The organism is Paenibacillus sp. URB8-2 (genome assembly GCF_013393385.1).
GTDB lineage: Bacteria > Bacillota > Bacilli > Paenibacillales > Paenibacillaceae > Paenibacillus_AQ.
Map to the genome: position 1 here is coordinate 555428 of NZ_AP023239.1, position 12363 is coordinate 567790.

Genomic DNA, 12363 nt, shown 5'->3' on the forward strand with positions numbered 1-12363 from the left:
AGGATAAAACATGGAGATTATACAAGCGATACTCATTGTTGCATTAGCTTTCTGGATGGTTCTGGACCAGCAGGGTTTTGTTATTACGACCTGGTTCCCATCCATTATCGGAATGATTGCCGGACTTATTATGGGCGATGTCCCTACGGCCATGGTCATAGCCGGGACCTTCCAATTGATGGCCCTGGGTGTAGCCAATATAGGCGGGTCCTCGGTGCCCAATTACGGTCTTGCGACACTTGTCGGGATTTATGTAGCCCTCCGCACAACCGGTGATATTGAAAATGCAAAAGCCATTGCCTTGGCGGTCGGGGTACCTGTCGGAATGCTGGGTATTCAACTGGATGTTCTGGGTAAGATCCTCAATTCCTATGTGTCTCATGCGGCTCAAAAAGCGCTGAACGAAGGAAAATTCGCCAAAATGAACCGTATTTTCTGGATTGGGCCTCTTATTTTTGGTTTGACTACAGCAATCCCCACCTTGCTTTGTGTAATCTTCGGAGACAAGATCGTGAAGGTGCTGCTGGATGTCGTTCCGAAATGGTTTACAGACGGATTATCCATAGCCGGGTCCATGCTGCCGGTAGTCGGGATTGCCTTGCTGCTTCAGTATATGCCAGTGAAGAAATACCTGACGATGCTCTTGATTGGCTTTGTGATTTCCGCGTATCTGGGCTTGCCGATTCTGGGAATTGCCATTTTAGGCTTCGCCTTTGCCTATTATTTCTTCACCCAAAAAATAAATAGTACACCTGCGGCGGCTGCGGCGGGGAACGGCAATACCTCAGTTGAAGGAGACGAATTCGATGAGTAACACAGAACCGGCAACAAATCAGGTAACGAAAAGAGACATTCGGTCAGCAGCCATCCGGTATATGTTCATGGCTTGTAACACCTTTAATTACGAGAACCAGCAGGCTCCGGCGGTAGTGTTTGGACTGAACAAGGTTTTACGCAAAATCCATAAAAATGATGAGGATTATAAAGCATCTTTAAATAATCATTTCAACTACTTCAATACCACGACCTGGATGGCCAATCTCCTCCTGGGAGCCTCGGTGGCGATGGAGCAGAAGGATGGCATCCAATCAAAGGATGCGGTTCAAGCGTTTAAAACGGGGATGATGGGACCGCTTGCCGGTGTTGGAGATACGCTTGTTTGGGTACTGTACCCAACGATTATGGGATCAATTGCCGGATATATGGGCTTACAGGGAAATCCGACAGGTGCGATTATTTGGTTGCTGCTCAATATCGTCTTCTTCATTTTCCGGATTAAATTGTTCGATGTGGGCCACACCTCCGGATTGAAATTAATCACTGCCCTTGGCGACAGACTAAATGTCTTTACTGAAGCCGCCTCCATCATGGGGTTAACCGTAGTTGGCGCATTAATTCCAGCCGTTGTCAAAATGAATGTTCAGCTTAAATATCAAACGGGAGAAGTCACGCTGCCCATTCAAACCGAAATTCTGGACAAGATTATGCCGGCGCTGCTGCCGGCGGTATTGACCATTGTCGTCTATAAGCTGATCGGATCGAAGAAGATTGGCCTCACAAGCATCATATTTTTGATTATTGGTTTAGCGTTAGTCTGCTCTTACCTTGGAATTTTGGGCGTTTAATTGATAAAGAAAGAGGAAGGAAACGAACCTATGCGAAAAATTATCATAGCCAGCCACGATCGAATGGCAGAAGGCGTAAAAGAAACTTTGAATTATATCACTAAAGGTATCGGTAATGTTCATGCCCTCTCAGCATATCTGACCAACACACCGGTTAAGGAAGAAGTCAAGCGATTGCTGGAGGATGTAGGGGAAGATGATGAAGTCGTGGTGTTCACGGACCTGCTCGGGGGATCGGTAAATCAGGCATTTGCAGCGTATTTAAGCCGTCCGCATTTTCATATTATCGCGGGAATCAATCTGCCGGTTATCATTGCGGTACTGGTGCAGCCGGAGGATGAATATTTAACGGCGGATCAGATTCTGTTTGCCGTGAATGAAGCCAGACAGCAGTTAGTGTATGTGAATGACTTTGTCGCCAATATGCCAAAAGATGATGAAGAAGATGAATAATATGGCGAACGAACAAGATTGGTGGAAGAAAAGTGTCGTTTACCAGGTTTATCCGCAAAGCTTTAAAGATACAACCGGGAGCGGCATAGGCGATTTAAACGGAATCATTGAAAAGCTCCCGTATTTAGCGGATTTGGGCATCAGCGTGATCTGGCTGAATCCGATTTATCAATCGCCGCTGGTGGATAACGGGTATGACATTGCAGATTACTACAAGATTAATCCCGAATATGGGACAATGGATGATTTTAAACGACTCCTGGATCGAGCGCATCGCTTGGATATCAAGATTATTATGGACCTGGTAGTTAATCATACAAGCGATCAGCATGAATGGTTCAAGAAGTCTTGTGAATCCCGCGACAATGAATTTTCGGATTTTTACATTTGGAAAGATCCGAAAGAAGATGGAAGCGCACCGACGAATTGGGGCTCGACTTTTGGCGGTCCTGCTTGGGAGTATGTTGAAAGCCGCGGACAATATTATCTGCATCTGTTTGCTAAAGAACAGCCGGATTTGAACTGGGAGAATCCCAAGGTTCGTGAAACGATTTATGATATGATGAGGTTCTGGTTTGAGACGGGAATTGACGGTTTCCGGATGGATGTCATCAGTTTGATCAGCAAACGTCAGGATTGGCCGGATGCGCCGGATGACGCGATCTATACCAAATCCTATTATATCGGCGCCTCCAATGGGCCGCGCGTTCACGAATTTCTCCATGAAATGAATCAAGAGGTATTGAGTAAATATAACATTTTGACCGTGGGCGAGACAGCCAATACCAATAGTGACCAAGCGATTTTATATACAGACCCGGATCGGGAAGAATTAAATATGGTCTTCCATTTCGATCACATGCACCTGGACTACGGACCCTACGGAAAGTTCTCGGACATTCGTTTCAAGCTGAGCGATTTACGGGACGTCATGACGGAGTGGCAGGACAAACTGGAAGGCAGGGGGTGGAACTCCCTTTATTGGAGCAATCATGATCAGCCGCGAGCGGTTACCCGCTTTGGAAATGACACAACCTATCGGGTAGAGTCTGCAAAAATGCTGGGAACACTCCTTCATATGATGAAAGGCACGCCTTATATTTATCAGGGAGAAGAGCTGGGAATGCGCAATGTCCGCTTTGATTCTTTTGATCAATATAAGGATATTGAAACCTATTGTATGAAGGAAGAATTTGGGGAAAAAGGACTTCCGGAAGCGTACATCAAAGAGTCCATCTTCTTGAAGTCGCGTGATAATGCGCGCACACCGATGCCATGGAATGGATCGGATAATTATGGATTTACAAGCGGAACACCGTGGATTGATTTCAGCCCGGATAACGACTGGATCAACGTGGAGGATTGCATGGCCGATCCAAACTCGGTGTATTACCATTACAAGGAACTGATTCGTCTTCGGAAAGAGCTGCCGGTCGTGGTTGACGGAATCTATGAGCTGATTCATCCGTACGATTCCGCTGTCTACGGGTATACGCGTACCCTGGATCAGCAGAAGCTAGTCGTCATCTGCTCCTTCTCCGAGAGCAAAGTCAATTATAAATTGCCTGAGGAGCTGAAGCACTCATCCGGCAGACTGTTACTATCCAATTATCCGGATACCCGGAAAGAGCTGGGTAATCTGGAGCTTCGCCCATATGAAGCGGTAATTTATTATATTCAAGCATAAAGAACTGATAATAGGACTAGACTAGTAGAGAATCTCCTCTTACTAGTCTTTTTTACGGTATACTGTTTTTCATAGATGATGATACTTAGTAATACTACATAACGAGGAGCAGCTATATGGATTTTGACTTGCGAGTAAAGATAAATTATGACGATTTGACCGATTCTGAAAAAGAAATGGTAAGATTCATAACCAATCGGCCCCAAGATGTCCTTAACATGAATATTGTCGAATTAGGCGAGGCCATGCTGAGTTCAAAAAGCTCGGTGCTTCGCTTGGCAAAAAAGCTGGGGTATCATGGATTTTCAGAATTAAAGTATGCCCTCAGGTCGGACATGACCCTAGCCTCACTTGAGCCCAGTGATTTGACTCTATTATTAAAACAGGATTTAGACCGGATTTTCCGATACATAGAGCAAACAAATTTCCAGCCTTTCCTGGTGAAGTTGAAAAATGCACGCATGGTCTTTTTATACGCCACCGGTTTCTCACAGAATAATTTCACTAAAGAATTTTCCAAGGATTTAATGATTGCGACACGACAAAATATATTGATTTCAGGCGAGACAAACTTGGCGATTAACAGCTCTATTATTACGGAAGACGATTTGGTTATATTTACATCGTTCAGCGGCGAGACCGAAATGATAAAGGATGTCGTCCGGGAGTTAAAAATAAAAAACGTAACGATTGCAGCCATTACGAAATTTGGCAGTAACTTTTTGAGCGGGCATGCCGACTATTCGTTCTTTTATGAGGCAACCCCATTGCCGAGTTATCAGAAGCAAGGGGTTCATTCGTTGATTGGGTTAGAAGTGATACTGGATGTCATTGCGCGAAAATATCGTGAGTTCATACTCTTTGATGAATAAGCTTTTTGCAGTACATGCTTGGCACAAAAGGGGGCCCTTGATTCACCGGAATGAGTGACGAATCAAGGGTTTTTAGATTTTACGCCAAACGGCTGCCCACAGGCGCCCGGGGACAACGGGGATCTGGAGCATAGTGCTGATCCAATCCATAAGCTTTAAGAGCTTCCCTGACGCATCTTCCGAGACCTTCATGACACTGCTGGAAATCAGAGCAATCCTGGCAAGGTCCGTTGGAAACGGCAGCCTGATCCGGGTAAGCAAGTTCCAGGGCTTTTGGCGAATTCCACACTTCCAGCAACGTCTGTTTCGTTAAATCGCCGATAATAAAATGCTCATGATTGTACAGCTCTTCGCAGATGGTTACCTTACCGTCGGGCAGCACAACAACCCCGCGCCGGTTAGCCGTACAATACGCTCTTTCCCAAAAGTTTTTCTTCCTTAACGATTCCTCTCCGGCATAGGGATTATCACTGGCGCCGCTGAAATTTACTCTATCCGGAAATTCCTCTTTAATCTTGCTGAATTTTTTCTCGAAAATCTTGATATCCTCCGGCGAACAGAACAGGCTGTCGTCATGGCGATATAAGGAACGTCCGTAGCAAGTAAAGTTGCTCCTCAGCACATAAGGCTTGCCCATCAAATATCGCGCCAGAGACACGGCATCCTTGATGTTAACCGGGGTTAGCACCGTGTTGGTGCGGACCTTGATTCCCGCTTCACCCAAGTAATCGAGGGTTTGCAGTATTTTCTCCCCATAGCCGGTAAGACCCATGAGATGGTCAATGATTTCCGGGTTAAGCGCGTCGATACTAACCTGGATGGTGGATAGTCCGGTTGCCGCGAGCCGCTGGGCCATACTTCTGGATAAAGGATACTTCGTGGGGATATTGAGATACAGACCTGCAGACAGAGTGCTCTCAATGAAATCAAAGGCATCCTCCCGGCAAAAAAAATCGCCCCCCGAGAACTCGACGGTTTCTATACCGCACTCACGGGCCTCTTGCAACAGGCGGCGGTACAGATTTAAATCCAATTCCTGTTTTCCTCTAAAACCCTCACGATCCGCATAGCAATACCTGCAACTGGTCACACAGCGCATCGTAGGGAGTACCAGCAGGGTGTAGGGCATTTTGCACCGGGTATCATCCATGTCAATCTTCTCTTCCGGAACGATAAAAGTCTTGGGGTCGTAAATCCGTGCCTGATCCGGGTTGATACCGGAAGCTTCGATGATCAAGGATTCCATGGTCTGTTCTTCATTTACCCGCACAGCCAGCAGGGCATCCACTTGCCGAGACGCTGCTTCCCTATCCAGATCGAAGATATAGGCCACGGCTTCACGAACGGCAGTCAGGTCCCGTTTCCCGTCAAACAAGGAGAGGATGACAGCCTGTTGCGGGAATAGAAATTTAAACACATCCTGCCGGCTATCCCCCGGATTGGCGGTAAACAGGATTGATCTTCCCCCGTCAGGCCGCAGCTTCACCTCTGGGCTTAGCAGAAGTCCCATTATTATAACCTCCCTATCATTTAACTGTTCCTCCGTTAGAGCATCCTGGAGAACATGATGTGCAGCGCATTGAACATCCCACTGTGCATCTTAATACATCCTCATCCTCCGTTACCGTATCCATAATGAGTTCTCTTAAAAGCTCACGCTTCGAGAGACCTGTTCCGGAAAGAAGAGCCCGGATTTCCTTTAACCCACTCATTAATGTCACCTCATCCTCTATGATTTAAAGTCCTTAATCCAGCGCATCACTTTGCCGTAGGTCCGGTATTGCAGCCGATTTGACAATTGATACACCCGGATTCACACTGCCCGCATATTCCCCTACTGTCCGTGACAGCATCAATCAGCTCTTTTAGAAGCTGGTGCTTGGAGAGACCGCATTCGCACAGAAGAGCCTTGATTTCCTGTAATTCACTCATCACTATCACCTCGTCTTTAGCTATATTGTACATTTTTTCACATAAGCCGGATTTTCATACCCTTTTTCTGGAAAAAAAGAAAACTCAATTGTTCCGCTGCCCTCTGAAGTAGTCCTTGGCAAACCTCTGGCGGCAACAAAAAAAGGGCCAACCCATGAAGCGGGAAGAGCACTGAAAAACGAATCCAAATTCAGGTAAAAGGGTTGGCGAATCTTCGTCAGCCTTTTTGATACTTTGGCACAGCAGAAAAGGTACTTCTCCGTTAAACTGGAGTTGAGGTGAATGACATGCTGGAACTTCACAAACAACAAACGTTGTCCTTTCATAGTGAACTTTATCGGCTGATCCCCCCGGATCATCAGCTTATCCGTATCCACTAACTGATTGATTTTTCATTTATCCTGTCTTTTGTTCAAGAACAGTATGACTTGTACTAGGGCCGCCGGGCCAAAGATCCGGAAATGCTGTTTCGTTCACTGTTTATTCAAAATTGTACAACCTATTATCAGACGAGCGTGTCATTGAGGAAGCCAAAGTCAATCTGGCATACAAGTGGTTTATTGGACTAAATCCCGAAGACCCATTGCCCGACCCGTCGCTGCTCTGTCTGTTTCGCATTCACAAGATTGGTGCTGGTGAAGTGGAGACGCTACTGGCCGAGGTTGTGAAACAGTGCGTGGCTCAAGGATTAGTGAAATCCCCGGCTCTGCTCATCGACGCCACGCATACTCACTCGAAGCATGTAGCCTCCAAACCGCTGCAAGTCTTGAAACAGGCCGCTCACCGCTTGCAGCGGGCGGTGAAAAAGCATACAGCAAACTGCTCAAAAACCTCCCGTCCATGCCGGTATTCGAGGGAGAATTCCGGGTGCAAGAGAAGCAGGCGCTCCGTTATCTGGATGAACTGGGCCAAGCGGTGGAAAGGCTGGTGCCGGATGCAGAAGGGAAACTTGGGCAGCGCCTGGAAGAAAGCCGCAAGATTGTGGAGGATGAACGGCTACTGGCCTGGAAAGGGGTGCAGTCAGCGATTGACCCGGACGCACGATTGGGCTGGAAGAGCGCGAAGGAATCCTTTTTCGGCTACAAGGAAAGTGTGGCGATGACCGAAGACGACTTGGTTACGTCGATGAAAGTGGAGCCAGGGAACGCAAGTGATTGTCCCGCGTTTGAAGGGCTGCTAGAGCAAACCTTACAGGACGGAGTGAAGGTGGCTGAAGTGCTGGCGGATAAAGCCTACGGCAGCTTTGAAAACCTGGAAAAATTGGAGAAAGAACATATAACGTCGACCATTAAGCTGAACAGCATGATGCTGTACGGCCAGCAGTCCAGTGAGCAGCGGGAGCGGTTTGTGTACCACAAAGACAGCGAAAGTGTGGAATGCCCGGCAGGACACCACAGCGTGCGCAAGACCCGCAAGGGAGAGAAGGACGGCAAAGAATGCCAACGGCTAACCTTTTATTTTGACGTGGAGAAGTGTAAAACGTGTCCGCTGCAGGCCGGCTGCTACGAACCGGGCAGGGATTTCCGAACCTATTCGGTTCCAGTGGTGCCGGAATTTAAGCGAAAAGCGGTCGAGTACCACGAGAGTGAGAGGTTTCGGACACGCTACCGGAAGCGAAACAAGATTGAGCAAAAGAACAATGAACTGAAAACGCACCATGGCCTGGGAAAAATGCAGTACAGCGGAGGTCTGCTTTTCATGCGAATCCAGGCCATCTTGACGACCATTGCTGTAAATGCGAAGCGGATGGTGAAGCTGGCGAGTGTGCAAACCACGGGATAAGGGGAGGATTCTCCCTAATCCGGGGTGAAAAAAGAAGCGAAAAGCCCAAAAAAGTCGCGGTTGGTTGCTGTTCGCAACCAACCGCGACTTTTTCAGTGCTCTCCCTTTTTGGGGACTTTGCCTGGGGAGTAACTGACCCGTCTGTTTTCCACACCCAAACTTCTTGCACTTTTCGGCTCTTAACGTCTTTCAGCAAGTTTTGAAGCGCTGGACGCTTCTTGATGGATTTTCCAGAAACTCCGGCGTCTGCGTATTCGTTAAAAACAAGCTTATGTTCCATCATGCAACGAGTTCGAAGTATGGTTATGTAAAATAATATAATAATTTTGAAAAATATTGAATATAAGGTAGATTAATAGGAACTTATAGGGTACAATACCTCTAAATTATTCTAATTTCGATCATAAATGCTTGAAAATGGTAGTTACATATGAAAACCACGGAATCACGATAGATTTAAATCGTGTTCCAAGTTCTTCTGATGTTATCTATAAATAAACTGGGAAAGGTGTGATTTCAATTTCTAATTAGATCAGTATAAACAAATGTATTTAAATCTATAAAGGTGGTGCGAGCTTGAAAAAATCATTAATCTCTACGAAAAAGTTGTTTATTATTGGTATGATATTATCTAGTGTATATACCCGGCGAAAAATAAATTGAGTTGAGCGATCATGCACAACCCACAAAGAAATAAATTCCAGTATAATAGTCTTCAATACGATGATTATTGGAGACGATACAAATGAGTGTACGAGTTGGTGTGGCAGAAGAACACAAAGCAGCAGCCATTCTGGAAATCAAAGCCGCGATGAAAATAAACAAAGATTTACGGATGCACGAAAGGTATCAGACGATCCTCCTGCTGTTACTTGGCGAATCCTACGAACGAATTTCCGAAGTGACAGGACGAACGGTTGCGACCTTATATAACTACAGCAAAGCTTACCGAGAGCAAGGGATGCAGGGGCTACAAATCGGACGTCCTCCAGGACGACATCGCTTGTTAACTGCTGAACAAGAGCAACAAGTGTATGAAGTGATAACGAATCAAACGCCCGAGGATCAAGGATTTCCTTCCCAGATGAACTGGACTTCTCCACTCGTTCGGAAATGGATCGAACAAAAGTGGAATATTCGGTATTCGGATCGAGGGACACGAGACCTTTTGTACCGTTTGAAGCTTAGCTTTACGAAGCCGACCTACACACTGGCTAAAGCAGACCCACAGAAACAAGAAGAATTCAAAGAACACTTTCAGGAGTTAAAAAAAACTCCTCGCTGGGCGCATCGACCGGATTCTGTTTGAAGATGAGTCCATGATCCGGGATTACCAAGCGCTTTCTCGTACCTGGTTTCCCAAGGGGCAGCAAAAAATCATTCCCACCTACGGCAAGCATTGGGGAGCGAAGCTGATCGGGACGCTGGATTATGAATCCGGCGAAGTGTTTTGCGTACAAGAAGAACAGTATACCGCCAAAGAATTCTTGTCCTTTCTGGAACGCGTCTTGGAAAAGTATGAAGGCGACCGAATCGTGATGATTTTGGACAATGCACGAATTCATCACGCAGACCTCATCCAGCCTTTTTTAAAAGAACATCAAGCCAAACTCACCTTGGTTTATTTGCCTCCGTATAGTCCGAATTTGAACATGATTGAAGAATTGTGGGGCTGGTTAAAATCATCCGTAATTCATAATGTCTTCTTCGACTCGGTACAAAAAATTCGCAAAGTTGTTCAAGGATTTATCCGTTTGATTAATGAAACGCCCGCTGCCACAGTTGAACGCTTATGTCTTCAATTCTAAATATTAAATGCCGAATATATAGTTGCTTTTAGTACAGCTTCTTTTGCAACTATCTGGTATGGAGGAAGAAGTTCAGCATTTTTTAATGCATACTATGATTCTTCTGTTGCTTCTTATGGCTATACGGGCGCATATGATACAGCCCGATCTCGTTGGAATGGTGCTTCATCATCGGTTGATATTGGTAAAACAACCTCGACCAGTGGAAATCCAGACAAATATTTTGTTGGCACTACCAATAATTTCGGCGTATTGGGACAACAGACTGCTTATAATTCCTCTGGTCAGATAGTCGGAGTATCTGATAGTTGGGCATATAGTACGGTAGCAATTTATCATAACCAGATGGAATTTCAAGGTATGACTTCATCGGAAATATCATCCAATGCCACTCATGAAGTCGGTCATACACTATCCCAGGCGCATCCTGTAACTTCCGAAGCTTCTGTCATGAAACAAGGTATACAATCTATTGGTGTTCAATCTTATGATGTAATGTCCTTAATCTCTAAGTGGGGAGATTAAATATAACAAAAGGTTCGGGAAGGGGTACATTATCTATGGCTATCAGCAAGCCTAAGTTAGGCTTAATCACAATAGCAGTTATTATAATTGCTTCGGTAAGTTTCTTTACATTGACCTACGGTTCTCCAAAGACATCTGCAAGTATTCCTAAAATTTCAATAAATGCTTCTTATGTGAAGTTTGAAACGGTCAGTGAATTGGATTCCAGCGCGGAACTAATTATAGTGGGAACGCCTACGCAAGATTTTGATGAACGTAAACATGTTGTTACAACTTTTGATGATGGCACTTTACAAGACTTTTATACAATAACTGATGTAAAAGTCGATCAAGTAATTAAAGCGCCAAAAGATTCTTCATTGGCTAATGGTGACTCCTTAAGCATCATTGAACCGATCTCCTATATTGAAGATGGAGCTGGCAAGAAAAAGATAAGCTTCGAGGATTACACTGAATTGAAGCAAAGTGAAAAAAATATCATTTTCCTAAAAAAGAATACCCAAGGTCAATATAGTATTATTAATATGGATCTCGGGAAGTTTAGCCTTAATTCTTCAGCTAAATCATTCAGCGCTTCGTCAGAAGAACAAATTGTTAAAGACGGTTTCCGGAAACAAGTGTTAGAAAAATACAAAGTGAATTAAACATAATAAAACCGTGTTCTTGATTTTTCAGAAGAACACGGTTTTATTTTATTTTGAAGTTTCTGCATCTACTAACATTTTGTTGATAGAATCTGTAAGCTCAACTGGTATACTGTAACCCGTTTCAGTATCTCCTTTATTCATATACATAGCATTAGATGTCTTAGCAGTAGTATCTATCCATAAATAATACGAACTTTCAACACCATCCTTTTGAAATGTAACTTCATAAGTAGGAGATCCTACATTAAGTGTACCTGGTATCTTTTTTGACTCCTTAATTGCCTGAGTAAAGGTTTCAATGTTGGAAGAATCCTCAATAGTAGCCGCTATGTCTCTTTCTGTTGAAGGCTCGTATTCCTGTAGCGTCTTGCCTTCCTGTTTTTTAACATATGAGAATATGACTTTTTCCTGTAAGGATTCAGTTTGAAAAGAAGTACTTGCTTGGTCAGTATTTGAACTACAGGCAGTTAATAATAAAGCAGCACTTAACAGTGCAATAACTTTTTTCCACATTATTTGAAATCACTCCCTTTTTAAACGATAATCTTCAGTATAATTACTAAACGAAATTATTATGGAAAAGTTTCGATGATTTAGAAAAAATAAAGCATATATACAAAATGAATTAAAAAATTACACATAATACACAGTCGATTGATGACTTCCATTGGGTTCTAGTTCACGCGATTTATAAATCGGGGCAACCTCCCCGCCCTCCTCTGCCTTCCGATTTCCGCAATCGCGTCGACAACCTTTCCGATCACCAAACTAAGCAGCCCGATGCCGAAAATGTATAGAAAAATCGTAAATATTTTGCCGATGACGGTCTTTGCAAAAAAGTCCCCGTATCCGACCGTTGCCATAGTCGTTATCACCCAGTTGAACGAATTGAACCAGCTGCCGAACGTATCGGGTTCCAGCAGGAAGGCGACCGTTGCGCAGAACGCGACAAACAAGAGAATACTGAGAAAGTCCGTTCTTTTCCTGACGTTGGTTATCATAGTAGACAGCCTTAACAAAAAGTGAATGGCA

General features: G+C 44.6%; 15 protein-coding genes and 1 pseudogene. 9 read left to right on the forward strand and 7 right to left on the reverse strand.

What is annotated here, in order from left to right; genetic code table 11:
* Positions 1–10: 10 nt before the first annotated feature.
* The 5 genes from PUR_RS02630 (at position 11) to PUR_RS02650 (ending at position 4637) form a co-directional block, all read left to right on the forward strand.
* The gene (locus PUR_RS02630) at positions 11–814 is read left to right on the forward strand and encodes a PTS mannose/fructose/sorbose/N-acetylgalactosamine transporter subunit IIC (protein WP_179033902.1); all 804 of its coding nucleotides are present in this window, start codon (positions 11–13) and stop codon (positions 812–814) included.
* Entirely contained in the window at positions 807–1625 is an 819-nt protein-coding gene (locus PUR_RS02635; RefSeq protein WP_179033903.1) for a PTS system mannose/fructose/sorbose family transporter subunit IID, read from the forward strand. The genes PUR_RS02630 and PUR_RS02635 overlap by 8 nt, the downstream gene beginning before the upstream one ends.
* 30 nt (positions 1626–1655) lie before the next feature.
* Complete coding sequence (locus tag PUR_RS02640) at positions 1656–2078, forward strand: PTS sugar transporter subunit IIA (RefSeq protein ID WP_179033904.1); 423 nt, start codon at positions 1656–1658, stop codon at positions 2076–2078.
* 1 nt (position 2079) lies between these two features.
* The gene (locus PUR_RS02645; protein WP_179033905.1) at positions 2080–3765 is read left to right on the forward strand and encodes an alpha-glucosidase; all 1686 of its coding nucleotides are present in this window, start codon (positions 2080–2082) and stop codon (positions 3763–3765) included.
* A 116-nt stretch (positions 3766–3881) separates the two neighbouring features.
* A complete protein-coding gene (locus PUR_RS02650) occupies positions 3882–4637 on the forward strand; it encodes a MurR/RpiR family transcriptional regulator (protein ID WP_179033906.1) in 756 nt (251 codons plus the stop codon).
* A 79-nt stretch (positions 4638–4716) separates the two neighbouring features.
* Here PUR_RS02650 and PUR_RS02655 read toward each other — a convergent pair whose 3' ends face one another.
* The 3 genes from PUR_RS02655 to PUR_RS02665 form a co-directional block, all read right to left on the reverse strand.
* Positions 4717–6147 (reverse strand): radical SAM/SPASM domain-containing protein, encoded by a 1431-nt coding sequence (locus tag PUR_RS02655; protein ID WP_179033907.1) that lies wholly within the window; start codon positions 6145–6147, stop codon positions 4717–4719.
* A gap of 248 nt (positions 6148–6395) precedes the next feature.
* A complete protein-coding gene (locus tag PUR_RS02660; RefSeq protein ID WP_179033908.1) occupies positions 6396–6569 on the reverse strand; it encodes a hypothetical protein in 174 nt (57 codons plus the stop codon).
* Between the two features lie 20 nt (positions 6570–6589).
* Complete coding sequence (locus PUR_RS02665) at positions 6590–6895, reverse strand: hypothetical protein (protein ID WP_232101689.1); 306 nt, start codon at positions 6893–6895, stop codon at positions 6590–6592.
* A 164-nt stretch (positions 6896–7059) separates the two neighbouring features.
* On the opposite strand from PUR_RS02665, the pseudogene PUR_RS26460 reads away from it, so the two are divergent.
* Positions 7060–7173: pseudogene (locus PUR_RS26460) on the forward strand (transposase); the annotation flags it as partial.
* A gap of 84 nt (positions 7174–7257) precedes the next feature.
* On the opposite strand, the gene PUR_RS26465 reads toward PUR_RS26460, so the two are convergent.
* The gene (locus PUR_RS26465; protein WP_442953856.1) at positions 7258–7380 is read right to left on the reverse strand and encodes a hypothetical protein; all 123 of its coding nucleotides are present in this window, start codon (positions 7378–7380) and stop codon (positions 7258–7260) included.
* Positions 7381–7436: 56 nt separating this feature from the next.
* Between PUR_RS26465 and PUR_RS02670 the strand changes: the two genes are divergently transcribed.
* Positions 7437–8351 carry a transposase gene (locus PUR_RS02670; RefSeq protein ID WP_442953752.1) on the forward strand — a complete coding sequence of 305 codons (915 nt, stop codon included), beginning with the start codon at positions 7437–7439 and terminating at the stop codon, positions 8349–8351.
* Here PUR_RS02670 and PUR_RS26470 read toward each other — a convergent pair.
* The gene (locus PUR_RS26470; RefSeq protein WP_179033909.1) at positions 8266–8634 is read right to left on the reverse strand and encodes a recombinase family protein; all 369 of its coding nucleotides are present in this window, start codon (positions 8632–8634) and stop codon (positions 8266–8268) included. The two genes, PUR_RS02670 and PUR_RS26470, sit on opposite strands and share 86 nt — an antisense overlap.
* Before the next feature lie 480 nt (positions 8635–9114).
* Between PUR_RS26470 and PUR_RS02680 the strand changes: the two genes are divergently transcribed.
* Positions 9115–10159, forward strand: a protein-coding gene (locus tag PUR_RS02680; RefSeq protein ID WP_442953824.1) for an IS630 family transposase whose coding sequence is annotated in 2 segments (ribosomal slippage) — positions 9115–9618 and positions 9620–10159 — 1044 coding nt in all. Because the reading frame shifts where the segments join, the coding sequence is not laid out codon by codon here.
* Positions 10160–10719: 560 nt separating this feature from the next.
* Positions 10720–11328 carry a hypothetical protein gene (locus PUR_RS02685; protein ID WP_179033910.1) on the forward strand — a complete coding sequence of 203 codons (609 nt, stop codon included), beginning with the start codon at positions 10720–10722 and terminating at the stop codon, positions 11326–11328.
* Between the two features lie 48 nt (positions 11329–11376).
* Here the strand turns inward: PUR_RS02685 and PUR_RS02690 are convergent, their stop codons facing one another.
* Complete coding sequence (locus tag PUR_RS02690; protein ID WP_179033911.1) at positions 11377–11844, reverse strand: YhfM domain-containing protein; 468 nt, start codon at positions 11842–11844, stop codon at positions 11377–11379.
* Between the two features lie 161 nt (positions 11845–12005).
* Positions 12006–12332, reverse strand: a complete 327-nt coding sequence (locus PUR_RS02695; protein WP_179033912.1) for a potassium channel family protein — start codon at positions 12330–12332, stop codon at positions 12006–12008.
* Between the last annotated feature and the right edge of the window lie 31 nt (positions 12333–12363).